The following is a 26,241-nucleotide window of genomic DNA, read 5'->3' on the forward strand; positions in this document are numbered from 1 at the left end:
GAGTGCCAGCATCAGCACCGGTGACTGCGTCGGACACCTTATCGTTACCCAATGATCTCCTATCCAATGCGTGGAGAGTCAACCGGTTGCGTGCCGCGCGGTAGCCAGACAGAGCCACCAATCATCGAGGACAGACCACCGTGGTTGTGCACCGCATCGGAGCGGATGACCAGGTAGACGTGAATGATGGCGAAGAGCCAAATCAGGTACATGATGATTGTGTGAATCAGGCGGAAGTAGCCGATGCCAATCCAGTGCGTCGGCATAGCCAGCAGCTGGAAGAACCAGTTGGACTGATCCATCATCGCGTATAGCGACAAGCCTGTGAGCATCTGAATGAAACACATCACATAAATGCCGGTGTACGCCAGCTGCTGCAGCGGATTGTGAGCGAAGTAGAACGGCCCTTCCTTGCGCAGGAAGAGGTAGTACTGCATCGTGTGCCAGAGGTCTTTAACATCCTGCTTGTTATAAATCGGCCATAGCGCACGCCATCGTGTTTGTCGGTCGTGGGTAACAAACAGCAGAATGACACGCCATAGCCCCACCGCGATCCATAGGAATCCGGCTAAGAAGTGCGCGAAACGGACATATCCCATCGCGAATCCCGCGGCCGAGCCGTCATAGGTGCGCTCAGTCAAATAGGGCTGCATGATGTACCAGCCAGTAAAGGTCATCACCAACATCAGCGCCAGGTTCAACCAATGTTGAACGCGCAGCGCCCATCCCCACAGGTGAACCTCGACCCACGAACCGGAGCCCTTCTTGTTCTCCGCAATGGCCTCGTCGAGTTTCCGCAGCCCCATTGCCACGAATCCTTCGAAGATGAACTCTCCGATGATATTTCCGTCTTTGTCAATGGGAGCAAGCGCGACGCCCATGCTGCGGTGCCCGCGACCATGGTGCATGTTCGCGTTACGACGAAGTAGAACGCCTTCCTCACGGGACATCGTGGATGCCTCAACGACCGCATTCAATTCACCGCGCATGATGGCGACATCGACCGTTTGATCCGCAATGTTGAGGCCGTGCACCTTGGCGATGGAGTAACGGCGGTCAGGTGTTGCCGGGTCGTAGGAATCCGGGGTCAGTTTCATCAGTGGCGTGCCGTCGAGATGGAAAAGATCGTCACGACGACGACGCAAGCTGACCTTCAGCGCAAGGTCGACAGGATCGCGGGAGTCGTCCGGGACAATTGCTGCGGCCTGAATGACCTCGGATGGCGACAACCAGTGGCTGGTGTGTGCGTCAATAACCGCAATAACCAGGGGGTTGCCCTTGGAATCTTTTAGTCGCAGTTCCGGATTTTCACTCACTGAGGGTGTCATGCGGTCGTCACCTTAAACATTTCCTGACCAGCCGGATCCAAAATGTGGACTGCGCAGGCCATACATGGATCGAAGGAATGAATCGTGCGAAGTGGTTCAAGCGGCTGCTCGGGATCAACCAGCGGATGCGTGCCATCGCCAGCCAGCGCGTGCTCGTATGGGCCAAGCTGCCCCTTCGGGTCACGGCCACCGGCCAGCCACGTGGTCGGAACCACGGCTTGGTAGTTGGTCACCTTGCCATTTTCAATTTTGACCCAGTGGCTGAGCATGCCACGAGCGACCTCGAGGAAACCCACGCCCTGGCACTTTTCCGGCCACGTGGTCGGCTCCCAACGGCTGTTGTCGAAGACATCGATGTCGCCGTTCTTCAGAGCCTCAACGAACTCCGGGAAAATGTGATCTGCCAAGTAATTGGCGGTGGTCACAGACTCCACAGCACGTGCGTAGGTGCGTCCCGCAGTGGAGTTCATCTGCTCAATGCGCAGGTCGAGCTTATCCATGACCTCGTCGACCAGGCGCATTGTCTCCGGCTCCTTCTGCAGGTACGCCAACAGCACACGAGCAACCGGGCCAACTTGAACAGCGCGACCGTCGTAACGCGGCGCCTTCGACCAGGTGTACTTTTCATTGTCCGACAGCCACTCATACGGCGGCTTCGGGCCGGTGTAGTTCACAGTTGTCTCGCCGTCGTACGGCTTCAGGCCGACATCATCGCCGGCTTCCTGCGTATACCAGGCGGAGTTGATGAATTCCTCGATCTTTTCCGGCTGGAATGGGTGGAGCTTGGTGTAGTCACCGTCGAGAATGACACCGGGCTTGATGTTTGGATGCACCGTCTGGACACGGGACTTAGCCGGGTCGCCGGAGTAAGTGGCGCCGGCCATGCCTACCGCCAGGAAGCTGTCGGAGGAGCGACCGATGTCGAAGTAGTCCTTGTAAACGCTCATGATGGCGACTGCATCTGGGTAGAAGCAGTCATTGACGAACTCCACGATCTCGTCGATCCAGGACTTGATCTGATCAATGCCGACTTGGTTGACAGTCTCCGAGCGTTCCGGGTCGATGGAGCACGCCATGCCTCCGACCAGGAAGTTCGGGTGTGGATTCTTACCGCCGAAGACGGTGTTAATGCGGATGATAGAGCGCTGGAAAGCCAAGGCGTCGAGGTAGTGCGACACTGCCATCAGGTTGGCCTCAGGTGGCAAGCGGTAGTCCTCATGTCCCCAGTAGCCGCCGGTGAAGATGGACAGCTGGCCGGAGTCCACAATGCCCTGCACGGTCTCCTTGACCCGGGCGAAGGTTTCTTCGTTATTGCCCTTCCACGTCGAGCCGATCGACTGCGCGAACTCAACGGTCTTCTTCGGATCTGCCTCGAGAGCCTTCGTGACATCAATCCAGTCCAGACCGTGAAGATGGTAGAAGTGAACGACGTGGTCGTGAATCTCCTGCGAGCCAATCACCAGGTCGCGAATACGACGTGCCTGCGGGGGCGGTGTCGAGCCAATGGCATCTTCGACAGCGGCAATGGACGCCACCGAGTGAGTACCCGTGCACACACCACAGATACGACCAACGAATGCCCAAACATCGCGAGGATCGCGGTTTTTCACAATGGTTTCGATACCGCGGAACTGAGTAGTCTCACTCCACGCGGTTTTGATCTGGTCTCCCTCGCGTTCCAGCTCAATGCGAAGGTGTCCCTCGATTCGGGTAATCGGGTCGATTACAACTTTTTCCGTAGCCATGTCCTATGCCCCCTTAGTTGTCCTTCGAATCGGATGCTGTCTCGCTCTGCGTGCCTGGTGAGTTTGAAGGAAGGTCGACCATCGGTGGCTTCCGGCCTTCCACACCACCAAACGCAGCCAACACCTTTTCTTCGCCGTTGGAGCGCCTTATCTTCAGTTCCTTCACCAGTGTGAGTCCGCCATGGACCGCGGCACCCGCGGCAGTGGCAGCCAGCAGTCCAACGCCGACCGTGTTCACGCTGGACTCCACTCCAATACCCGGGATTCCCGGCAGCTTGTCGTAGAACGGAGTGAACTGGTCGAAGAAGTCCTTCTCAGTACAGCCAATACATGGGTGACCAGCACCGATTGGCCAACCGGACTTAAGGTTCCACTGCACGATTGGGCATGGGCTAAACGTGGATGGCCCCTTACAGCCGACCTCGTAAAGGCACCAGCCGTTTCGTGCGCCCTCGTCGTCGAAGGTTTTCACGAACTGACCGGCATCGTAATGCGCGCGACGCGGACAGGAGTCGTGAATACGCTGGTCGTAGGCAAACTTTGGCCTTCCCTCAGCGTCGACCTCCGGAGTCTTGCCATAAGTGAGTACGTACGTCAGGGTGGCCGTAATCACCTCACCAATCGGCGGACAACCAGAGACGTTAATCACCGGCTTATCCTTGATAATCTCATCGACGCCCTTAGCGCCGGTCGGATTCGGCTTAGCAGCCTGGACAGAACCCCAGACTGCGCAGGCACCAACGGCCAGGATTGCCGTGGCCTTCTCAGCAGCCTCGAGCAGCACCTGCTCTGCCGACTTACCACCAATGGTGCAGTACGCACCGTTCTCGCCGGTCGGAATCGAGCCATTGACCACCAGAATGTGGTCCTCCGCATTCATGTCATCCAAAGCTTTTTCGGCCGCGTGCCCGGACGGTGCCATGAGCAGCTCGTTATAGTCCATTGAAACCAGGTTCAGCACCACGTCTTCAGCAGTCGTGCCTCCGGAACGCAATACGGATTCCATACATCCGGTACATTCCTGCAACTGCAGCCAAGCCACCTTCGGCTTCTTTACAGCCGAGAGCTTATCTGCGATTTCCTCCGCTGAGGGAGTCAGTGACTGCGCCGCAGCCTCACCGACATTCGGAGTTCCGGCGGCAAAAATTGCCGCCATAGTGCCACAAAACTTCATGAAACTGCGCCGTGAGACACCAGCTCTAGCGAGGTTTTCGCCGAGGGTCCCTTCCTGCCAATTCGCGCCACTAATCATTTTTTTCGCTGCGCCTTCTGCTTAGTTATTAGGAATATTGGTTTCGAGGTTTTACAACTACCAAGGCCCATTGCCTATACATGGCCAAGTATAGCGACCTAAGAACAACCTGAATAATGGTGCTGCGCTGCGGTTATAACAAAATAATATGCAAGATAAATGTTGCGTAAATATAGCTCCAGGTACAGGTAGTGAACGTGAAAAACCGCCACAGATTACAGCGGGATATCACCTATCCCCCACTAAGGTGGAGCGAAGCGAGGGGGGGTAACGGAGCCGTCGTCAAGCATGCCGTGACGCCTCCCATTGCTTCACGACGGCCCCCGGCGCGCGCTTAATCAACCAGCGCAGGGTTGACCCAACGGAGCCATTCGTCGATGCCCTCCCCGGTCTTAGCGGAGACCTCAATCACCTTCACGCCTGGATTGACCTTTTCCAGGTTGGCGCGGAAGAGCTCCATGTCGAAGTCAAGGTACGGGGCAAGGTCCATCTTGTTGATAACCACTACCTGCACAGAGCGGAACATCACCGGGTACTTGACCGGCTTATCCTCCCCCTCGGTGATGGAGTAGACCATTGCCTTGCGAGTCTCGCCGACCTCAAACTCAGCCGGACAGACAAGGTTTCCCACATTTTCAATCATGACCAGGTCAAGCGTGGCCAAATCCAGCCCCTCGAGCGCGCGGGAGACCATCGGGGCGTCCAAGTGGCATTCACCACCGAATCCGTTGCCCGTGTTCAGCAGCGAAATCTGTGCCCCGTAACCCTCCAAGCGGTCGGCATCGAGAGCCGTCTCAATATCGCCCTCGATAATGCCGACGCGCAGCTTTCCCTGCGCAGCCGCCAGTGTCTTCTCCAACAGCGCAGTCTTGCCTGAACCCGGGGAGCTCATCAGGTTGATGGCTTCCACGCCATGCTCAGCAAGCAGCTCGCGATTATGCTCCGCGCGGTGGTCGTTCTCGCTGAAGATGTCCTCGAGGATGGTCACGCGTTCCACGCCGGTTTCATAACCCGAGTGGTCGCCGTGGCTAGTGTCATCGGGATCGGCGAGATGAACGTGGTCATGGCCGTGATGGTGGTCATGGTCGTGGTCATGATGATGGTGGTGATGGTGGTGTGCGTCATCGCCGTCATGCCGGTGGAAACGTCCCATGATAAAACCGTCTTTCCTACTTGTGCGTGTCGACGTCGATGTCGACGATTGTGAACTCTTCCCCCGAGATTACGCGTCCTGGCTTTCCACACGTGGGGCACAGCAGGCCGTCGAGTGGCCCCACCTGTTCGCGATGCCCGTGCGCGCATTCGACAACCGCAGGTACCCAGTCAATATCCAATTTCGCGTCCCCCAAACCGGTATCGCGACTGACGAAATCCCACGCGTATGAAAGGGTTTCTGGCACAACCTGCCGTAGAGCGCCTATCCGCAGGTGCACAGTGCGTACAGTTCGACCTTCGGCTGCTCTCGTGACAACCTTCGCTAACTGCATGCTCAACGCTACTTCGTGCACAATCTCCAAACTAGCAGTGCGAACGGACCCGAGCCGCTTACGTAAAGTTGAATGCATGGAAAAGGCAGGCGCGACCGGGGCGGGGATGGGTACGAGTATTCAACGCATTCGCTGGCGTATCGAAGGTATCGTCCAGGGGGTCGGATTCCGCCCTTTTGTCGCCACCATCGCCCGGCGCGCGGGTCTCGTCGGCTTCTGTGGCAACGATGAGCAGGGCGTATTCATCGAGGTAGAAGGCCCACCGGACGCCCTCGCTGCCTTCCGCAGCCAGCTTTTCACCGAACTGCCGGCGCTTGCCCGCATCATCAATCACTCCGCCGAGCACATCGCGACACTGGGCCATGAGCGCGAGTTCACCATCGTGCCCTCTCGCCACAGCTACTCCGGCCGCGCACTGCTTCCGCCCGACACTGCACTGTGCCCGGACTGCCGCCGTGAGTTTTTCGACCCTACCAACCCGCGCTACCTCTACCCTTTCATCTCCTGCACCAACTGCGGACCGCGCCTGTCCATCATCACTGAACTGCCCTACGACCGCCCGCGCACCACTATGGCGGCCTTTCCGATGTGCACCCCGTGCGAGCGCGAGTACACCGACCCCACCGACCGCCGCTATCACGCTCAGCCAATCAGCTGCTTCGACTGTGGCCCGCGTCTGAGCTGGCACGATGCAGGCGGCACCGCCACCGCCACCTCCCGCGAGGAGGTTCTCGCGCTCTTTCGTCGCGCACACGCACTGCTTGACGACGGCGCCCTGCTCGCCGTCAAAGGTATTGGTGGTTTTCACCTGGTCTGCGATGCCACCAATGACGCTGCCTGCGAGAAACTACGGATGCGCAAACGTCGACCCGACAAACCGTTAGCGGTAATGGCCCCCACTGTTGACACCGCTGCCCAACTGGTTGAGTTAACTGAGCAGGAGAAGCGTTTCCTCGACTCCCCTGAGGCACCGATTGTGATTGCACCGAAGCAGCGGTCGGGGCCGCTTTCCAATCTCATCGCACCGGGCCTCGACAGCTTCGGGATTATGCTTCCGTACTCAGGCATTCACCTGCTGCTTTGCGATCGCCCGCTCGTGGTCACCAGCGGCAACCTCAGTGGCGAGCCCGTCTGTACCGACAATGCCGACGCGCTGAAGAAGCTCGGTCACATCGCCGACGCTTTCATCCTCCACGACCGCGAAATCCACGTACCCGTTGAAGATTCGGTTTTCATCGGCACCGCCCCATCGCGCCGGTCCCGCGGCTTCGCTCCCGTCCCCGTTTCAATCACGCCCACCGATTCTCGTAGCCACACTGGCCCTGGCCCTGGCACTGACACTGGCCCTGGCACCAGCGCCCGGAACACGTCCCAACCCACCATTTTCGCGACCGGCGGAGAGCTGAAGAACACTTTCGCTATCGCGCATGGGGACCTCGCTCACGTCTCCGCGCACATTGGCGACATGGGTTCGTGGGCCAGCCAGAAGGCCTACCAGAGAGCAGTTGACCAGCTCCTTTCCATGCGCGATGCGACCCCGGACCTTGTCGTCTGCGATCTTCATCCGGGCTACGCCACGACCGCCTTCGCCGAACGCTTCGCCGCCGAGCACGACATCGAACTCCTCGCAGTTCAGCACCACTTCGCACACGCGCTCTCCCTACTCGCGGAGCAGCGTCTCCTCTCCCCCAATGCGGGTCATGCAGTTGTCGCCACCCTCGACGGCACCGGCTATGGCACCGATGGGTCCATCTGGGGCGGCGAGGTTCTCACGCTCAGTCGCAGTTCCGCAAACTGGGAACGCACCTGGCACTGCCCCTCTTTCCCGTTGGTCGGCGGCGATCGTGCCGTCACACACCCGTGGAGGCTCGCCCTCGGTCTCGCTCATGCTTGGGGGCTTGACGACGACCACCTCCTGCGCAATCTCTCCAACGAGCGCGAAGTAGCCCTGGTTAAAAGCCAGTTGGCGACGGGAGTTGGCACAGTGCAAACGTCTTCTCTCGGCCGCATATTCGATGCCGCCGCAGCTCTGCTGCTTCCTCGCTGGCGCGGTGGCGGGGCCATCAGCTACGAGGCGCAAGCGGCCATGGAGTTGGAGGCAGCGGCGACTCGCTACGTGAGGTCACATGCGGAAGCGCTTGAAGCGGCCAGTTCAGAGACCAAGCCAGTGCCCTTCCAGGACGCCATTCGGGAGGCGGTAGCATCGCCTGACGTTGAGCAGGCCGCATTTGTATTTCACGGTGGGGTCGCGGGTGTCGTCGCCAAGCGATTGGTGCAGGCTGCGGAGGAAGCCGGCACCGATGTTGTCGGCGTCAGCGGGGGTTGCGCGAATAATGCGCTGTTGATGGAGCTGCTGCGGCGTGAAGTTGCAGCTGAGGGCTTTACTCTGTTGCAGCATCAGATTGTGCCGCCGGGCGATGGCGGCTTGAGTCTTGGCCAGGCAGTGGCCGGGCGCCTGCTGGCGGCAACCGGCACGTGCGTCTAGCAGATGCGCGGCAGCGGGTCGCCGACCAACATGTCCACCATGCGGGTGCCACCGAATCCGGTGACCAGCACCACGGAAGCGGCGGGCTCGTCCTCGATGGAGCCGATATCACGAGCCTCGGGAGCCCCGGCTGCGTGCAGCGCACTGAGCGCTGCCTCGGCTTGCTCGGCGGGGACAACGGCGACGAATGTACCTTCATTGGCGACGTAGAGCGGATCGATGCCGAGCATGTCACAGGCGCCACGGGTCATTTCACGGACCGCAATGGATTCGTCGTCAAGCACAACACCAAGACCGGTGCCGCGGGCGAGCTCGTTGGCAACGGTCCCGAGGCCGCCGCGGGTGGCATCGCGCATCCAGCGAGTACCGGGGGCAGCTTCAAGTAGCGCTTCGACCAGACCGTTAACTGCGCGGGTATCGGACTCGATAGGCGCGGCCAGCGCCAAGTCGCCGCGGGCGAGCATGACGGCCATGCCGTGATCGGCGATTGGACCGGAGACGAGGATGCGGTCTCCGGCCTCGATGTTTGCGTAGACAGATCCTTCCGTAGCGGCACCGGCGTAGGCGCCGCGGACCACGCCCACCCCGGCCGTGGTGATGTAGACCTGGTCACCTGCGCCCTTCGGCACAACCTTGGTGTCGCCGGCGACGATGCTCACCCCTGCGGCATCGGCAGCGACGCGCATACTCGCCACAATGCGGCGCAGAGTCGCAATCTCCAGCCCCTCTTCCAGAATGAACGATGCGGTCAGCGCCAGGGGCCTGGCTCCAGCTACTGCTAGATCGTTAATCGTGCCGTTGACGGCCAAATCCCCGATGTTGCCGCCCGGGAACTCGATGGGATTGACCACATAGGAGTCGGTGGACATTGCCAACCGCGCCCCACCATGTGCAGAAGCTGCCGCAGCCTCGACGACGGCTTCGGCAGCGAACAGCCCGGAGTCGCCACCCTGCCCTAAAATTTCATTGCCATAGGCGTCGAAAAAGACCTGTTCAACCAGAGCTGCGGAGGCCTTTCCACCGGAGCCGTGTTGCAAGGTGACATAATCGTCGAGAAGCCTGAACGGACGTGCCCGAACGCGACCAATATTGGTGTTTACCTTGGCTTCGTTGGTGTTCAGACGATTCTTCGGCTGCATGCTCACTATCCCTAACTTCACAGCTGGTGGCGGACAAAACTGCTTGCGTCACTCGTCCTTCGAAAACGAGGCTCGCTGCCTCTGATGGTAGTCTCGATAAGTATTGCAAACGAGGAGAAGCGTATGTGTCTTGGTGTCCCTGCCGTCATCACAGAAGTCCACGATGCTGCCCGTGCAACAGTGGAAATTGGTGGCGTCGCACGCATGATTTCCACCGATTTACTTGTTGACGAGAACCTCACCGCCGGTGACTGGGTTCTCGTACATGTCGGTTTCGCCATGAGCAAGATCGACGAGGAAGAAGCCAGACTTTCGCTCCAGCAAATCAAACAGCTAGGCGGCGACACTTACGAGGATGAGCTGGAATCCTTCTCATCGTCACAGATCAACTGAGGGGCTGGACGGCACCATGAAATACGTTGACGAATTCCGCGACCCCGCCGCTGCGAAGAAGCTGCTCGCACGCATTGAACGCGAGGCCACCAAGCTGGAAAAGCCCATCGCGCTGATGGAAGTCTGTGGCGGGCACACGCACACCATTTACCGTTACGGCTTGGAAAACCTCCTTCCCGAGAACATCGAGCTGATCCACGGGCCCGGCTGCCCCGTCTGCGTCATCCCCATGGGCCGCGTCGACGATGCCATTTGGCTGGCACAGCAAGAAGACGTCATTTTCACGACCTTCGGCGACATGATGCGTGTTCCGGGGTCCGAAACGTCGCTGATGCAGGCACGTGCGCGCGGCGCCAATGTGCGCTTTGTCTACTCGCCTCTCGACGCGCTGAAGATTGCCACCGATAACCCCGATAAGCAGGTCGTTTTCTTCGCCGTCGGGTTTGAGACAACCGCCCCGTCGACTGCCGTGACCATTGAGGCCGCGCGCCGTCAGGGAGTGGAAAACTTCTCCGTATTTTCCAACCACGTACTCATCGAGCCGCCACTGCGCGCCATCGTCAACGGCGGCGAAACCAAGGTCGATGGTTTCATCGGCCCAGGTCACGTAGCTACAACCACCGGCACGGACGCCTTTGAGTTCCTGCCGCGCGAGTTTAATCTGCCAGTGGCGGTCACCGGTTTTGAGCCATTGGATGTGCTCCAGGCCGTCGTCATGCTGCTGGATCAATTCGTCAGCGGCGACGTTGCTGCCGGTAAGTCGCGGGTGGACAACCAGTACGCGCGCGTTGTGCGCTCCTCCGGCAACACCACCGCGCAGAAACTTATGGACCGCGTCTTTTCCCTCCGCGACACCTTCGAGTGGCGTGGCCTCGGCTGGATTGAAAACTCCGGCCTCGGCATCTCTGAGGAGTACGCGGCATTCGACGCCGAGCGCCGTTTCCAGGTGCCGGGGCGCCGTATCCCAGACCCCGTGACCTGCGAATGCGGTTCTGTGCTTACCGGCCACATCAAGCCGTGGCAGTGCGCGGTCTTTGGCACTGCCTGCACCCCGGCGACCCCCATCGGCACCTGCATGGTCTCCCCCGAAGGCGCTTGTGCGGCGTACTACAACTTCGGCCGCATCGACCGGAAGGTCACCGCGAACCTAGCGAAATCCCGCCGCTAGTTACTCCGTAATTCCCGCACGCGCGAGCGCTGCCACCGCCTGCTTTACGACGGGCGCGTCAATCATCTCGCCATCGAGCTGGAAGGCGCCAGTGTGCGTACCTGCGTGTTCGACGATCTTCCGGGCGCGGGCAAGCGTTGCTTCCGACGGCTTGTATGCCTTGCGCACCGGCGGCACCATCGCTGGGTGGATGCAGGCCGTAGCCAAGAAACCGCAGCCCACGGCATCGAGAGCCTCTAGGTACTGGCCGCGCTCATCGCGAAAGTCAGTATGAACGGCATCAATGGCGGCAATGCCCGCTGCAGCTGCATGGACCTGAACAAGTGCTCGCGCCAGACGCTGCGGGTCTCGGTAGTGGCGACGTGGGTTTTCATCCACACTCTGCCGCGAGGACACCCCGCCGAGTTCGGCGGTCAGGTCTTCGGCACCCCAGAACAGACCCACAACGTCCGGGTGGGTGGCAATCTGCTGGATATTAATCATGGCCTGCGGGGTTTCAATCATCGCGATGATCTTCAACCCCTCGAGCTCTGCGGGGATGGAGTCTCGAATCTTGGGCACCATGACGATGTCGTAATCACATGCACGGGCAAAGGCGACATCCTCCGCGAAGGTCGGAGTCCCGGGACCGGTGATCCGAAGAATAGTCGTCTCCGGGTCGAGCGGATTGTTGATGATGTTCGCACGTGCCTGCTCGTGATTGTCAACGGCAGCGCCGTCTTCCAGGTCAATGATGACCATGTCCGATCGTTCAGCAGCTTTCTGGAAACGTTCCGGACGGTCAGCCGGGGCGAAGAGTAGCGCCGGGCCAGAGGGAAGCCAAGGGAAGGTCTGTTCACCATCGAGGGAGCTAAAGCCTGTCATAGCTCCTAACCTAATTGAAAACTCGAATCACCTTCGCGCAGGGGCTCCCCCAGGAGACAACAAAACCCGCGTTGTGGCATCCATAGAGTGGAAACCACAACGCGGGCTTGCTGAGTTTTTCAGCCTTTTGCGATTAGTCGCGGTACAGCAGCAGCGCATCGCCCTGACCGCCGCCACCGCACAGGGACACACCAGCGCGACCCGAACCGCGACGGTTCAGCTCCATCGCAGCGGTCAGAGTCAGGCGGGCACCAGAGCAGCCAATCGGATGGCCGAGGGCAATCGCGCCACCGTGGATGTTGGTCTTCTCCAGCGGGTAGTCCAGCTCACGCAGGGACTTGACGGCCACCGCACCAAATGCCTCGTTGATCTCGATGAAGTCGAGCTCCTGCGCGTCCCACTCAGCGCGACGCAGGGCCTCCTTCAAAGAGTCCGCAGGCTGAGCGTGCAGGGAGTTATCCGGACCTGCGGTCTGGCCAGCCTTGCCCACAACTGCGAGGTAGTCCAGTCCGTGCTTTTCTGCGTAAGCACGCGATGCCAGCACAACTGCTGCGGCACCGTCGGAAATCGGCGAGGAGTTACCGGCAGTGATGGTGCCGTTTTCCTTCAGGAAGACCGGGCGCAGCTTAGCCAGGGTCTCCACCGTGGTCTCCGGGCGAATGCCCTGGTCGGTGTCGACAACTACCGGGTCACCCTTGCGCTGCGGAATCTCGATTGGAGCGATTTCCTGCGCGAAAATACCGTCTTCCTGCGCCTTAGCCGCACGCTGGTGAGAAGCGGCCGCAACCTCGTCCTGCTGCTCGCGGCTAATGCCGAGGTCGCTGTTCGGACCGTCGGTAAGCGTACCCATGGACACACCATCGAAGGAGTCGACCAGACCGTCGCGCTCCAAGGTGTCCTCCAGCTTCAGCGCACCGAAGGACTTGCCCTGACGAACACCGCGTGCAACGTGCGGAGCGTGCGTCATGGACTCCTGACCACCTGCAACAACGACGTCTGCATCACCGAGGCGAATCAAGCGAGCGGCGTGAATGACAGCGTTTAGACCCGAGAGACAGACCTTGTTAACAATCTCAGCGGTCGTATTCCATGGCAGACCTGCCTTAATGGCGACCTGTCGAGCCGGGTTCTGGCCAGCACCTGCGAGAATCACCTGGCCCAGAACGACGTGCTCAACCTCTTCCGGGGCAACGCCGGAACGCTGGACAGCGTGCTTGACAGCATGTGCGCCGAGTTCGACGGAAGTAAGCGGTGCCAGCTGACCGAGCAGCTTGCCCTGCGGGGTGCGGGCACCAGCGAGGATAACGACATCATTCGGGCTGGGAGCTGGAAGGTTACTCATGGATGGATTCTCCTAAGTCAAAAACTGATGAGTGTGGACTGACCATGATTGCTGCGTATTTAATTCTCGAGGTCAACCACGTATGCGGCTTCGGTGTTGGCCTCGATATCTGCCAGCGTCACCCCAGGTGCCAGCCTGCGTAGCACCAGGTGATCATCAGCGACATCGAAGCTTCCCAGGTTGCTAATAATCCTTTTCACTACTTTTGCACCTGTGAGGGGCAGTTCGCAGGCTTTTACCAATTTTGGTTTGCCATCTTTGGAAACATGATCGGTCAAAACCACCACTCGAGGGGTACCGGCGACCAAGTCCATCGCACCGCCCATGCCCTTGACCATCTTTCCCGGAATCATCCAATTGGCCAGGTCACCGCACTGGCTCACCTCCATCGCACCCAACACGGCCATTTTCACGGCACCACCGCGAATCATGCCGAAACTGGTGGCGGAGTCGAAGATTGCCGCGCCCGGCACCAATGTCACGGTCTGCTTCCCCGCATTGATGAGGTCAGCATCCTCTTCGCCTTCATATGGGAAGGCACCCATTCCCAGAATTCCGTTTTCACTCTGCAGCAGAACGCGCACGTCTTCGGGAATATGGTTTGCCACCAGTGTCGGAATGCCGATACCCAGATTCACATAGTCGCCATCGCGCAGCTCTTCAGCGGCCTGCTGTGCCATCTCGTCACGGCTCCAGCCCTTGTCCATAATTGTCTTCGCAGATGCCATTTAAATCTCCTCCCCTGCTGCCGCGTCACCGGCATCGTGGCTGGAATCGGTATTGCGTGGCCGAGTTGTGCGCTTTTCAATGAGCTTCTCGCGTCCGTCACCGCGAACGATGTGCTGGATATACACACCCGGAGTCATCACCAGATCCGGGTCGATCTCGCCGCGGCCAAGCAAGTACTCCACCTCTGCAACGGTCACCTTGCCGGATGCTGCGCACAGCGGGTTGAAGTTCTGCGCGGTCCGGCGATAGACAAGGTTGCCGTCAATATCGCCGTGGTAGGCGTGCACCAGGCCGATGTCGGCAACGATGCCACGCTCCTGCACGTAGGTCTGTCCGTCGAAGTCGGCTTGGGGCTTGCCCTCTGCAACGAGCGTGCCGACGCCGGTTGCGGTGTAGAACGCCGGAATACCTGCGCCTCCTGCGCGAAGCCGCTCAGCCAGCGTTCCCTGAGGGGTGAACTCCACCTCGATTTCTCCTTCGAGGTACTGGCGGGCAAACTCCTTGTTCTCGCCGACGTAGGAGGCCACTACCTTTGCCACCTGTTTGTTCTCCAACAGAATGCCGAGCCCAGTACCGTCAATGCCCATGTTGTTGGACACGATGGTGAGGTCTTTTGCCCCGGAGTCGCGCACGCCTTCGATGAGGGTATATGGCACACCACACAGGCCAAAGCCGCCAACTGCCAGGGTCATTCCATCAGTGACAAGGCCTGCGACAAGCTCTCGGCCGGTCTGATCAGTTGTTTTTGACATTGTTCTACACCCATCCCAGGATTCGCGGCGCCATCTCACGCATCTCGACCTTGCGGACCTTGCCCGACGCGGTCATCGGGAACTCCTCGACGACGTGGACGTAGCGCGGAATCTTGTGACGCGACAGCTTGCCGTGGGCAAAGGCCGCCACATCGTCAGCGGTGAAGTCTTCCACATCGTCGTGCAGAATTACCCATGCCATAATCTCTTCGCCGTACTTGTCATCCGGCACACCGATGACCTGCGCATCGACGACAGCCGGGTGGGTGAACAGGAACTCTTCAATTTCGCGCGGGTAGATGTTCTCACCGCCACGGATGAGCATGTCCTTAATACGTCCAGTGATGGACAGGTAGCCCTCGTCGTCAAGCACACCCAAGTCGCCGGTGTGCATCCAGCCGTCGGCGTCGATGGCCTCGGCGGTCTTTTCCGGGTGCTCCCAGTACTCCTTCATCACGGAGTAACCGCGAACGACAACCTCGCCCTGTTCGCCTCGTGGTAGGGTCTCACCCGTTTCTTCACAGATGATGCGGGCTTCCAAGTGCGGCATAATCTGGCCGACGGTGTTGACGCGCTTTTCCAGCGGAGAATCTGCGCGGGTCTGGAAGGACACCGGCGAGGTTTCCGTCATGCCGTAACAGATGGCAATCTCGCGCATATTGAGTTTGTCCATCACATCACGCATGGTCTTCGACGGGCACGAGGTACCTGCCATCACACCTGTGCGCAGCAGCGACAGGTCGTAAGGGGATCCGTATTCCTCCTGATCATGAGCTTCTTCAAGCTCATTGATGAACATCGTCGGCACGCCGTAGAGGCTGGTGGCCTTGGCCGAGTGCACAGCCTTGAGTGTTTCACGCGCCTTAAACGACGGGGCCGGGATGACAATAGCGGCACCGTGAGTGAAGGCGGCGAAGGTGCCAATCACCATGCCGAAGGTATGGAAGAACGGCACCGGCACACAGATGCGGTCGGTCTCGGTATAGCCCAACAGCTCACCGATGAAGTATCCATTGTTCAGCAGGTTGCGGTGCGTTAGCGTAGCGCCCTTGGGAAAGCCTGTCGTGCCCGAGGTGAACTGGATGTTGATCGGATCATCCGGTTTCAGCTGGGAGGTGTACTCGCTCAGGTCGTCGATTTCGCTGTGCATGTGCTCGTACCATTCGGACGAACCGAAGTAAATGACCTTGTCCAAGCGCACACCGCGCTGCTTGGAGGCCTCGATCAGCATAGTTCGGTAATCGGAGTCCTTGTAGCGGCGAGCGGCAAACACCATACGCACACCTGCCTTTTCCAGCACGTAGTTCAGCTCGTGCTGGCGGTAAGCCGGGTTGATGTTGACCAGCACCAGGCCGATGTGGTGGCAGGCGTACTGCACCACGGTCCACTCCCAGCGGTTTGTGGACCAAATGCCGATGCGGTCTCCTGGACGGTAGCCCTCTCGGATGAAAGCGCTGGCCAGGCGCAGAACCCGGTTATAGAAACGCTCAAAGGTAAAGGAGACATCCGCGTAGACGTCAACGACGGCGTCGCGGGAAGGAAATTTCTCCACAATCGCACGCAGATTCTCACCGAGGGTCTCATCGCGAAGTGGAGCGGCACCTTGCTCGACACCGGCGCCGAACACGTGGCTCATCTTGTTGCCATCGGCATCGACAACATCCTTGCCGTATGGTGCCGGCACAGTGGTGAAGCCCTCCGGCAGCTTCGAAGGATCAGCAGTGCGCTGTTCTGCGTGGTTCTTCAATGTCGCGGTCATGGGGAGATCTCCTTGGTTTAAGTGACTCCGCAGAGTGCAGAGTGTGTGAGAGGAAAATGTGTTCTTTAGGGGGATAAATCAGTGGTCGTTACCGGCTGTGGGACTAACCGGTTACAGCAGCTCGCCGAGCAATGGCTTCTGCTTGACGGAAGAGCGGCGCATCCACCATCTGGCCGTCAAAGCTGAAGGCACCGGTGTTCTCTTCCGCTTCCGCCAAGAGCCGACGCGCCCAGTCAATCTCCTCGTCGCTGGGGCGGTAAGCCTGGCGGATTGTCGGGACCTGACCGGGGTGGATACAGACGGTGGCGGCAAATCCCAACGCAGCGGCATCCGCTGCCTCCGCAGCTAGCCCATTCGCGTCGGAGATATTGACGTAGATGGAATCCAGACTGGCCTTACCGTGCGCCGCTGCCGCCAGGTGAACGTGGCTGCGGGTATGCACCGCCACACTGCGGTAGCTACCCGCATGGATACGGCCCGGCGCGAGTGCAGCCTCTGCTTCGCTAAAGCGTGATGACGTTCCCGCCAATCCCGCCACCAGGTCCTCTGCGCCCCAGAACAGTGCAACGACACCATCGGCCTGCGCCAGCTCTTCGGCGCGCATGACCCCAAGCGGAGTTTCAATAAGGGCGATGACCTGGGTCTTCTCCCCCAGTGCCGCTACCAACTCATCCACTTGCTGAGCCGAGGAAGCCTTGGGCAGCATCACCTGGCGGAAAGCGGTGCCACGCAGCATGTCAATATCCGCTGCGTAGTCCTCAACCTCCGGTGGATTGACACGCACAATCGTGCGGGCCGGGTCGAGGTCACAGGAGGCGATAGCCTCGCGGGCAGCCTCACGGTTTTCTGCACGACAGCCGTCCTCCAGGTCCAGAATCACCATGTCGGCACGGTCAGCAGCTTTAGCGAATCGTTCCGGCCTGTCTGCCGGCGCAAACAGAATTGCAGGGCCCAGCGGCTGCCAGGATTTATGCGTAGACATGAGCCACTCACTTCCCCGCTGAAGCTGCGTTCTCGGAGCCGTCGTCAAGCGAAGTCGGTGCGCATTGGACGAGCGTGGACCGGACGGCGCGGCAGACGACGGTGCCGTCCTGATTGCGTCCGATGTGCTCGAGCTCGACAATGCCCTGGTTGGGGCGAGACTTGGACAGACGCTTGTTACGGCAGACGGTCTCTGCATACAGGGTGTCGCCGTGGAACATCGGTGCGGGAAACGCCACTTCGGTGAAGCCGAGGTTGGCGACGATGGTGCCGAGCGTCAGCTGCCCGACGGACAGCCCGACAACCGTCGACAGCGTCCACATGGAGTTGACCAGCCGCTCGCCTCCGAATCCCGGCTGCTGGCTCGACCAATGCGCATCCAGGTGCAGTGGCTGGGTGTTCATGGTCAGCGTCGTGAAGAGGACGTCATCGGTTTCAGTGACGGTTCGCCCCGGACGGTGCAGGTAACGCGCGCCGACCTCGTACTCTTCGAACCACAGTCCGCGCTGGACGACGTCGTGGGTGACTTCGGTTACGTTGTTGTCAGCCATTTTTACAGCCCCAATCCGCGTGCGATCAGCATGAGCTGAACTTCGGTGGTGCCCTCGCCAATCTCCAGAATCTTGGAGTCGCGGTAGTGACGTGCCACGCGGTACTCGTTCATGAATCCGTAGCCACCGAAAATCTGTGTCGCGTCGCGCGCGTTGTCCATCGCGGCCTCGGAGGCAATCATCTTGGCGATGTACGCTTCACGACGGAAATCTGCGCCCGCGGCCATCTTTGCGGCTGCGTCGTACCACGCCATACGTGCGGCATGCGCACGCGCTTCCATTCGTGCGATCTTGAAGGAAACAGCCTGGTACTCACCAATCGCTCGGCCCATGGAGTGGCGTTCCTTTGCGTGGCGAACAGACTCGTCGACACAGCCCTGCGCAGCACCAGTGGCAAGAGCTGCAATCGCGACTCGGCCCTCCGCCAAGATGGACAGGAAGTTAGCGAAGCCGCGACCACGGGTGCCCAGCAGGTTCTCCTGGGGGACGCGGACATCGGTAAAGGTCAGTGGGTGGGTGTCGGAGGCATTCCAACCGACCTTGTCGTAAGCCGGTTCCGCGACAAAGCCCTCCGTGCCACTCGGCACGATGATGGTAGAAATCTCCTTCTTTCCATCGTCCTTCTGGCCGGTGACTGCGGTGACAGTAACCAGCGAAGTGATGTCGGTACCGGAGTTGGTGATGAACTGCTTGGCACCGTTGATGACGAAATCATCGCCGTCTTCACGGGCTGTCGTGCGGGTGGCACCGGCGTCGGAACCTGCATCCGGCTCGGTGAGACCAAAACCGGCCAGCTTCTTACCAGCAGTCAGCTCGGGCAGGTAGGTCTCCTTCTGCTTGTCATTGCCGAAGTGGAAGATCGGCATGGCACCTAGGCCAACGCCCGCTTCCAGGGTGATAGCGACCGACTGATCGACCTTAGCCAGCTCCTCCAGAGCAATACCGAAGGACAGGTAGTCACCGCCCATTCCACCGACTTCCTCAGGGAATGGCAGACCGAACAGGCCCATTTCTCCCATCTGCGAGACAATCTCGTACGGGAAGGTGTGGTTGCGGTCGTGCTCGGCGGAAACCGGATCGACAACTTCGTTGGCAAATTCGCGAACTACTTTCTGCAGTTCCACGTATTCGTCGTCGAGGATGGCGGTTGCAATCTTGGTGCTTTCGGACATGATGAGTGCTCCTTAAAGATTTTGTAGGTGTAGGACCTGATTGGTGCGTTTTGTGTGGGCTTTTATTCTTCGGCTTCGGCCACGGTGATGACGGCCAGCTGCTGGTCACCGGCGACCTGATCGCCCGGCGCGACGGTGAAGCTAACCTCACCTGCAATTTCGGCAGTGAGAGTGTGCTCCATCTTCATGGCCTCCATGACCAACAGAGCCTCACCAGCTTCGACGCGGGCTCCCTCCTCCACCGCCAACGCGATAATCGCGCCGGGCATCGGAGCTTGGATGACGCCAGAGCCGCCTGCATCGGCTTCGGCACCGGTGGTGACTACCTCGGTGCGGGGCAATACCCAGGTGCCGTGGGCACCGGCGACGACGTACTCTTCGTGGTTCGCCGACCCCGCATTGTCGATGGTCTCGACCAGGAAGTGCTGTGCGACTCCGTCGCGGACGATGCGCAGATGTTCCCCGTCGCGAAAGACCGAAACTTTGTAATTTCGCGGTTCTGGAACGTCGATATCTTCGTTCTCCGCTTCGGCCGACAGACCTGCGACTACGTCACCGACAACGACGTCAGCACTCGCCGGGGTGCCCACAATCGAGATCAGACGCGAGTCCTCCCCTGCCCCAAAGCGAATGCGCTGCGCGGCAGGCGCACTGGCACGCCAGCCATCCGGGGTCAGCCACGGTGAGTCGGTGGCTTGTTCAAAGCGGGAAGTCAGCCAGTCCATCGCAGCGGCGAGGTAGACATCGTCCGGTGTTTCGGAGGTGGCGAAGCCTTCCGCCACGCGGTCGAGCAGACCGGTATCAAGATCGCCGGCGCGAACCTCGGGGACGTTCAGCAGGTAGCGACAAAAGTCGATATTGACTCCGACACCTGCGACAACGGTGTCTCCGAGCGCTCGGTCCAACCGCTCGAGCGCCTGCTCACGGTTTTCCCCATGGGAGATGATCTTCATCAACATCGGGTCATAGAGAGATGAGACCTCGGAACCGTCGACAATGCCGGAATCCACCCGGATTCCCGCCCCGCTCGGCTCGACGACACGTGTGACCGTGCCACCGGTGGGCAGGAATCCCGCCGCCGGGTCTTCGGCATACACGCGAGCTTCAATCGAGTGACCGGTGAGAGTTACATCTTCCTGAGCAACCGGCAGTGGGCGTCCCGAGGCAATGTCAACCTGCAGCGCCACCAGATCCAGGCCGGTGACCTGCTCAGTCACGGGGTGCTCAACCTGCAGGCGCGTATTCATCTCCATGAAGAAGAACGACGACGGGTCCTTCGCCGGCACAATGAACTCCACCGTGCCCGCGCCGACGTAGCCGACCGAGCGGGCCGCGTCACAGGCCGCTTCACCAATTGCGCTGCGCGTTTCCTCATCCAGCAGAGGGCTCGGTGCTTCCTCGATGACCTTCTGATGGCGTCGCTGCAGCGAGCACTCACGCTCGCCCAAGTGGATTACATTGCCGTGTTTATCTGCGAGAATCTGCACCTCGATATGCCGCGGGGTGTCGACGAAGTGCTCGATGAACAGGGAGTCATCGCCGAAGGCACCCGCCGCTTCACGACGGGCCGTCGCGAGCGCAGCCGGCAGGTCAGCAGCGTTTTCCACGCGGTGCATCCCCTTGCCGCCACCGCCTGCCGACGGCTTAATCAGTACCGGAAAGCCAATCGATGGGGCTGCCTCAATGAGGTCCTCGTCGCTAAGCCCGGGGCGAGACAGACCCGGCACGGTGGGAACATCGCGGGCTTCGACGGCAGCGCGGGCGGAGATTTTGTCACCCATGGTGTTGATGGCACTGGCCGGTGGGCCAATGAATTCAATACCTGCTTCCTCACAGGCGGTCGCGAAGTCTGCGTTTTCAGACAGAAAGCCGTAACCGGGGTGGATTCCGTCTGCGTCGCAGCGGCGAGCGGCATCGATAATCTTGTCGATAACCAGGTAGGACTCACGTGCCGGAGATGGGCCAATGTGGATGGCCATATCCGCCATGCGGACGTGAGGGGCGTCGGCATCGGCATCCGAGTAGACCGCGACGGAGCGAATTCCGTTGTCACGAAGGGTTCGAATAATGCGGCAGGCAATCTCCCCGCGGTTTGCGACCAATACGGTACTCAGGCTGCCGCCAGCTGCGTGGGGCTGCGTGTTGTGCGCTGTCATGTGCCCTGTGTTTCCTTTCCAGAAAATGCGGTGTCGAGAGTTTTTAGCTGGTTACTACATGCGGAAGACGCCGAAGCCCTGTTCATCCAGGGGCGCGCCACTTGCCACATCGAGGGCCATGCCAAGAATTCGGCGGGTATCTGCGGGATCGATGACACCGTCATCCCACAGGCGAGCCGATGAGTAATAGCAGTGCGACTGGCGCTCAAACTGCTCGCGGATCGGAGCTTCAAACTCCTCCTGCTCTTCCTGCGACCAGCTCTCACCTGAGCGTTCAATCTGGTTGCGACGAACCGTCGACAGCGTCATCGCCGCCTGTGGACCGCCCATGACGGAAATGCGAGCATTCGGCCACATCCAGAGGAAGCGCGGCGAATATGCGCGACCGCACATGGAGTAGTTGCCGGCGCCGAAGGCACCACCGATGACTACGGTGAACTTGGGCACGCGGGTGGTAGCCACGGCGTTGACCATCTTGGCGCCGTGCTTTGCGATACCGCCGGCCTCGTATTCGCGACCAACCATGAAGCCCGTGGTGTTCTGCAGGAATACCAGTGGGATGCCGCGCTGATCACACAGCTCGATGAAGTGCGCGCCCTTCTGCGCAGATTCCGCGAAGAGAATGCCGTTGTTGGCGATAATGCCGACGCGGTGGCCGTGGATGCGGGCGAAAGCAGTGACCAGGGTCGTACCAAATTCGGCCTTAAACTCCTGGTATTGACCTCCATCCACAATAATTTCAATAACCTCGTGAACGTCGTAAGGCACTTTGGCATCGACGGGGACGACATCGTAAAGATCGGTCTGGTTGCGAGTCGGCGAGACGGTGGATTCTGTGTCCCACGGAACTTCCGGGTCCTTGGGGAGCGTTGCGACGATATCGCGGACACGACGCAGTGCGTCGGCATCGTTAACCGCGAGGTGGTCAGTAACGCCGGAGGTCTTGGAGTGCAGTTCGCCGCCACCGAGTTCCTCTGGTGTGACATCTTCACCAGTTGCAGCCTTAACCAGTGGCGGGCCTGCCAGGAAGATGGTGCCCTGGTTTTTCACAATGACCGCTTCATCGCTCATCGCCGGCACATAGGCGCCACCGGCGGTACAGGATCCCATCACGGCGGCAATCTGCGGAATCCCGCGAGCGGAAAGGTTGGCCTGGTTGTAGAAAATGCGACCGAAATGATCGCGATCAGGGAAAACTTCATCCTGGTTGAGAAGCATGGCCCCGCCGGAGTCGACCAGGTAAATGCACGGCAAGTGGTTAAGGCTGGCAATCTCCTGTGCGCGCAGGTGCTTCTTGACAGTCAACGGGTAGTACGTTCCGCCGGAAACGGTTGCGTCATTGGCTACAACCAGGCAGCGACGACCTTCGATGATGCCAATGCCGGCGATGACGCCAGCAGCCGGAACCTTGCCGCCATACATTTCGTGGGCCGCTAGCGGTGCGACCTCAAGGAAAGGGCTGCCGGGGTCAAGCAGTTGGTTGATGCGCTGACGTGGCAGCAGCTTACCGCGGGAAATATGGCGAGCACGGGCACGTTCGGAACCACCGCGTGCTGTTGTGCTAAGCAGCTCTTTGAGCTCTGCGACGAGCTCTTCGTGGCGCTGTCGGTTGGTCAATGCTGGAGCGTGAGTCATGGGCGAAATACTTTCCGTTAATGACTATTACCTTTCTTGACGAAAAGATTAATGTGACCCCAGTCACCTCACAACAAATTTTGTTTCTTAGACCACACTTTCACCCCCGGAAGTCTTTTATGCAGCTTGAAATACACACCTCTCCCCGAGGTCGCAACATGTTTCCAATAGAGATTTATGTTTCCCCTAGAAATCTGTTTCGGGGGTGAATTCAACTGAATGTGAGCGCCCTGCACCGCACAACAAAGCCGCCTGACCTCACACTGCTGAGCACAGTGAGGCCAGACGGCAGAAGAATGAATACGGATTATTGGTTGTTAATGCCCAGCGCAGCGAGGGCCATCTCAAAGGCATTTTCCCTTGTCGCCTCGGGGCCCGCCCATTTGAGCACATGCCTGGAAGAGTTAATCAACCCAGCGGTGAGCTGGACTTTAAGCTGCGCCTCGTCGGAGGTGAGTTCGGGCTGTAGTTCACGCAGAGCGTCCACCCATAAGACCATGTAAAGACGCTGCAAGGAACGCACTTTTGCGCTCTGCTCTGGCGCCAGATTTCCCCCTTCGCGCTCTTGGACACGAATGCGATCGGGCTCCGTGACTGCAAAATGCACGTGATGCGCAAGGAGGCCCCGAAGAGTCTCCTCTGGCTCCCAATCATTGCTCTTTGCTCGATCGAGAACTGCTCGCGCACCATCGACAAGTCGGATAGAAATATCGATGAGGATCTGCGCCAACAGCTCTTCCTTGCCGCTGAAGTAACGGTAAAGAGCTGGGCCAGAAATGCCGACAGCGGAGCCAACATCCTCCAACCGAGTCTGATGAAACCCTCGGTCGGCCAGGATCGCAGCAGCAGCGGAGAGAATCTCTGCTTCTCGACGCCGTCGCGCTTCGGTTCTACGTGACATAAGCCCTTATGTTAAACGCATTGGAGCCATTTCGTCTGCATAATTATCACCAGCGCCTGCCCTCAGCGTGTGTTCACATAGACCACGGCTCGACAACAGACACACATCCTCGCCCACAGGTCCCCACACGTCCGGGTAGAGAAAAACCGCCGAGGTGACAGTTAGCACCGCAGCGGTTAGCCCCTAATCCAGTAAGGAATTAGTGGAAGAAGTGACGAGTACCTGTCATGTACATGGTGACGCCAGCTTCCTTGGCAGCAGCTATGACCTCTTCGTCACGGATGGAACCACCTGGCTGGACAACTGCCTTCACACCGGCATCAATCAGGACCTGCAGACCGTCAGCGAACGGGAAGAAGGCATCGGACGCAGCGTAGGCCCCCTGAGTACGGTTTTCTCCGTCGGCAAGCGTATTTGCGCGCTCAACGGCGAGCTTTGCGGAGTCCACGCGGTTGACCTGGCCCATGCCGACGCCGACGGTGGCGTTGTTCTTGGACAGCAGGATGGCGTTGGACTTCACAGCGCGGACGGAGCGCCATGCAAACTCGAGCTCAGCCAGCTCTTCAGCATTCAATGCCTCGCCGGTGGCCAGCTCCCAGTTCTCCGGCTTATCACCCTCTGCCTGGTAAGTATCCGGATCCTGGGTGAGCAGACCACCCGAGATAAACTTGTTCTCGGTGGTCGGTGCTTCGTACTCGGCGACGAGAATACGCAGATTCTTCTTGGCCTTCAGCACCTCAACGGCACCGTCTTCGTAGGACGGAGCGACGATGACCTCGGTGAAGATGTCCTTGACCTGTTCGGCCATCTCAACGGAGACCTCGCGGTTGACGGCAATGACACCGCCGAATGCGGACATCGGGTCACATGCGTGAGCTGCGCGGTGAGCTGCGGCGATGGACTCATCCGAGACTGCGATGCCGCACGGGTTAGCGTGCTTGATGATTGCCACACACGGGCGCTCGTGATCCCAGGCGGCACGCCATGCGGCGTCGGCATCCTGGTAGTTGTTGTACGACATCTCCTTGCCGTTCAGCTGCTTGGCGTTTGCCAGCCCCTTGGTACCAATGCGGGTCAGAGTTGCCGACTGGTGAGAGTTCTCGCCGTAGCGCAGCGGAGTCGGAGTGGATCCCTCAGCGCCACCGAGCTGCTCAACAAACCAGTTGGACACAGCTGCGTCGTAATCAGCGGTGTGCAGGAATGCGTCGCGAGCGAACTCACGGCGCTGCTCGAGGGTGAAGCCGCCTTCCTTCACGGCGGTAGCGACATCGCCGTAACGAGCCGGGTCGACGACGATGGCAACCGACGGGTGGTTCTTCGCCGCAGCGCGAACCATCGACGGGCCTCCAATGTCGATCTGCTCCACGCATTCGTCGTAGGAAGCGCCCGAGGCAACGGTCTCCCGGAACGGGTACAGGTTAACGACAACGAGCTGGAAAGCCTCCACACCGAGCTCCTTCAGCTGAGCCAGGTGGTCTTCCTTGCGGGTATCAGCCAGAATGCCGGCGTGAACACGCGGGTGCAGCGTCTTCACGCGGCCCTCGAGGCACTCCGGGAAACCAGTGAGATCCTCAACCGGGGTCACAGGCACGCCAGCTGCAGCAATCTTGCCAGCCGTGGAACCGGTGGAAACGATTTCCACGCCAGCCTCGTGCAGGTCGCGAGCCAGCTCCTCGAGCCCAGTCTTGTCGTAGACGCTAATCAGAGCGCGCTTGATCGGTTTACGCTGCGTGTTGTCGTTGGTCATTTCAGATAAGCCTTTCGTCCGTCACGCTCAATTCCGTGATCGGCAATCGAGTGCAATACATCAACCAGGAGTCGGCGTTCGACAACCTTGATTCGTTCGTGCAGGGTCTCCACCGTGTCGTCGTCCTCGACGGCCACTGGCTGTTGCGCCAGAATCGGCCCGGTGTCCACTCCATTATCAACGATATGCACGGTCGTGCCGGTGACCTTCACCCCGTAGTCAAGTGCATCCGGTACCGCACGCGCCCCTGGGAAGGACGGCAGCAGCGCTGGGTGCGTATTAATGATGCGATTGCTGTAGGCCTCCACAAATGATGGCCCCAGAATGCGCATGAAACCCGCCGAGACAACGATATCCGGCGAAAAACTGTTCACGGCCTCTAAAACACGAATATCCCAACCTTCTCGGTCCTTCTTTGCCTCAGCATCGAAAGGCACCCGAAAAGTTGGGATATTGAGGTTTTGAGCCCTCTCCAGCGCCGGACAATCCTTGTCCGAACCAACCGCGACAATCTGAACCTTTTCAGCGTCCAGCAGTTCCAGCATCGACTGCAAAAGGGAGCCCAGGCCAGAGGCCAGGACTACGATGCGGAGCTGCTTGCTGGAGGAATTATTGTGCGAAATTTCTGCGACGGGCTGTGCTTCAGTCACGGCGT

Annotated in this window: 22 protein-coding genes; 3 read left to right on the plus strand and 19 right to left on the minus strand. The window is 59.6% G+C overall.

Annotated features, from left to right (window positions below; genetic code table 11):
- Positions 1-59 precede the first annotated feature (59 nt).
- The 5 genes from cybH to QP978_RS01780 all read right to left on the minus strand — a co-directional run bounded on the left by cybH (position 60) and on the right by QP978_RS01780 (position 5,890).
- Positions 60-1,328 (minus strand): Ni/Fe-hydrogenase, b-type cytochrome subunit, encoded by a 1,269-nt coding sequence (gene cybH / locus QP978_RS01760; protein WP_083229247.1) that lies wholly within the window; start codon positions 1,326-1,328, stop codon positions 60-62.
- Positions 1,325-3,073, minus strand: coding sequence for a nickel-dependent hydrogenase large subunit (locus QP978_RS01765; RefSeq protein WP_070438472.1), 1,749 nt, complete (start codon positions 3,071-3,073; stop codon positions 1,325-1,327). Before QP978_RS01765 ends, cybH begins: the two co-directional genes overlap by 4 nt.
- Before the next feature lie 13 nt (positions 3,074-3,086).
- The gene (locus tag QP978_RS01770) at positions 3,087-4,325 is read right to left on the minus strand and encodes a hydrogenase small subunit (RefSeq protein WP_070603462.1); all 1,239 of its coding nucleotides are present in this window, start codon (positions 4,323-4,325) and stop codon (positions 3,087-3,089) included.
- A gap of 334 nt (positions 4,326-4,659) precedes the next feature.
- Positions 4,660-5,478: a hydrogenase nickel incorporation protein HypB gene (hypB, locus tag QP978_RS01775; protein WP_070566216.1), complete on the minus strand. Its 819-nt coding sequence runs from the start codon at positions 5,476-5,478 to the stop codon at positions 4,660-4,662.
- 16 nt (positions 5,479-5,494) lie between these two features.
- Complete coding sequence (locus QP978_RS01780) at positions 5,495-5,890, minus strand: hydrogenase maturation nickel metallochaperone HypA (protein ID WP_049172778.1); 396 nt, start codon at positions 5,888-5,890, stop codon at positions 5,495-5,497.
- Between QP978_RS01780 and QP978_RS01785 the strand changes: the two genes are divergently transcribed.
- Entirely contained in the window at positions 5,889-8,297 is a 2,409-nt protein-coding gene (locus tag QP978_RS01785) for a carbamoyltransferase HypF (protein WP_284856771.1), read from the plus strand. The genes QP978_RS01780 and QP978_RS01785 overlap by 2 nt on opposite strands.
- Here QP978_RS01785 and hypE read toward each other — a convergent pair.
- Positions 8,294-9,436 carry a hydrogenase expression/formation protein HypE gene (gene hypE, locus QP978_RS01790; RefSeq protein ID WP_284856772.1) on the minus strand — a complete coding sequence of 381 codons (1,143 nt, stop codon included), beginning with the start codon at positions 9,434-9,436 and terminating at the stop codon, positions 8,294-8,296. The genes QP978_RS01785 and hypE overlap by 4 nt on opposite strands.
- Before the next feature lie 123 nt (positions 9,437-9,559).
- On the opposite strand from hypE, the gene QP978_RS01795 reads away from it, so the two are divergent.
- Positions 9,560-9,829: a HypC/HybG/HupF family hydrogenase formation chaperone gene (locus QP978_RS01795; RefSeq protein ID WP_049172773.1), complete on the plus strand. Its 270-nt coding sequence runs from the start codon at positions 9,560-9,562 to the stop codon at positions 9,827-9,829.
- 16 nt (positions 9,830-9,845) lie between these two features.
- Positions 9,846-10,997: a hydrogenase formation protein HypD gene (gene hypD, locus QP978_RS01800; protein ID WP_284856773.1), complete on the plus strand. Its 1,152-nt coding sequence runs from the start codon at positions 9,846-9,848 to the stop codon at positions 10,995-10,997.
- Here the strand turns inward: hypD and QP978_RS01805 are convergent, their stop codons facing one another.
- From QP978_RS01805 to purN, 13 genes are all read right to left on the minus strand, one after another.
- The gene (locus QP978_RS01805) at positions 10,998-11,861 is read right to left on the minus strand and encodes an HpcH/HpaI aldolase/citrate lyase family protein (RefSeq protein ID WP_284856774.1); all 864 of its coding nucleotides are present in this window, start codon (positions 11,859-11,861) and stop codon (positions 10,998-11,000) included. It lies immediately after the preceding gene.
- A 133-nt stretch (positions 11,862-11,994) separates the two neighbouring features.
- Positions 11,995-13,203 carry an acetyl-CoA C-acetyltransferase gene (locus tag QP978_RS01810; protein WP_070566207.1) on the minus strand — a complete coding sequence of 403 codons (1,209 nt, stop codon included), beginning with the start codon at positions 13,201-13,203 and terminating at the stop codon, positions 11,995-11,997.
- A 59-nt stretch (positions 13,204-13,262) separates the two neighbouring features.
- Positions 13,263-13,931, minus strand: a complete 669-nt coding sequence (locus tag QP978_RS01815) for a CoA transferase subunit B (RefSeq protein WP_284856775.1) — start codon at positions 13,929-13,931, stop codon at positions 13,263-13,265.
- Positions 13,932-14,684 (minus strand): CoA transferase subunit A, encoded by a 753-nt coding sequence (locus QP978_RS01820; protein ID WP_284856776.1) that lies wholly within the window; start codon positions 14,682-14,684, stop codon positions 13,932-13,934.
- A gap of 4 nt (positions 14,685-14,688) precedes the next feature.
- Positions 14,689-16,443: an AMP-binding protein gene (locus tag QP978_RS01825; protein ID WP_048731620.1), complete on the minus strand. Its 1,755-nt coding sequence runs from the start codon at positions 16,441-16,443 to the stop codon at positions 14,689-14,691.
- A gap of 103 nt (positions 16,444-16,546) precedes the next feature.
- Positions 16,547-17,425 (minus strand): HpcH/HpaI aldolase/citrate lyase family protein, encoded by an 879-nt coding sequence (locus QP978_RS01830; protein ID WP_284856777.1) that lies wholly within the window; start codon positions 17,423-17,425, stop codon positions 16,547-16,549.
- 7 nt (positions 17,426-17,432) lie between these two features.
- Positions 17,433-17,975 (minus strand): MaoC family dehydratase, encoded by a 543-nt coding sequence (locus QP978_RS01835; RefSeq protein WP_038627852.1) that lies wholly within the window; start codon positions 17,973-17,975, stop codon positions 17,433-17,435.
- A gap of 2 nt (positions 17,976-17,977) precedes the next feature.
- Positions 17,978-19,147 carry an acyl-CoA dehydrogenase family protein gene (locus tag QP978_RS01840; RefSeq protein ID WP_049182292.1) on the minus strand — a complete coding sequence of 390 codons (1,170 nt, stop codon included), beginning with the start codon at positions 19,145-19,147 and terminating at the stop codon, positions 17,978-17,980.
- A gap of 62 nt (positions 19,148-19,209) precedes the next feature.
- Complete coding sequence (locus QP978_RS01845) at positions 19,210-21,303, minus strand: acetyl-CoA carboxylase biotin carboxylase subunit (protein ID WP_049172756.1); 2,094 nt, start codon at positions 21,301-21,303, stop codon at positions 19,210-19,212.
- A 54-nt stretch (positions 21,304-21,357) separates the two neighbouring features.
- Positions 21,358-22,938 (minus strand): carboxyl transferase domain-containing protein, encoded by a 1,581-nt coding sequence (locus tag QP978_RS01850; RefSeq protein WP_049172754.1) that lies wholly within the window; start codon positions 22,936-22,938, stop codon positions 21,358-21,360.
- 307 nt (positions 22,939-23,245) lie between these two features.
- Positions 23,246-23,839 (minus strand): TetR/AcrR family transcriptional regulator, encoded by a 594-nt coding sequence (locus QP978_RS01855; protein WP_016422168.1) that lies wholly within the window; start codon positions 23,837-23,839, stop codon positions 23,246-23,248.
- Positions 23,840-24,038: 199 nt separating this feature from the next.
- On the minus strand, positions 24,039-25,586 hold the full coding sequence (gene purH / locus QP978_RS01860) for a bifunctional phosphoribosylaminoimidazolecarboxamide formyltransferase/IMP cyclohydrolase (RefSeq protein ID WP_016422167.1): 1,548 nt from the start codon (positions 25,584-25,586) through the stop codon (positions 24,039-24,041).
- Positions 25,583-26,236: a phosphoribosylglycinamide formyltransferase gene (gene purN, locus QP978_RS01865; RefSeq protein ID WP_016422166.1), complete on the minus strand. Its 654-nt coding sequence runs from the start codon at positions 26,234-26,236 to the stop codon at positions 25,583-25,585. The genes purH and purN overlap by 4 nt, the downstream gene beginning before the upstream one ends.
- Positions 26,237-26,241 lie beyond the last annotated feature (5 nt).

Origin of the sequence: Corynebacterium sp. MSK035, from assembly GCF_030232615.1 — a bacterium.
GTDB classification, from domain to species: domain Bacteria; phylum Actinomycetota; class Actinomycetes; order Mycobacteriales; family Mycobacteriaceae; genus Corynebacterium; species Corynebacterium jeikeium_D.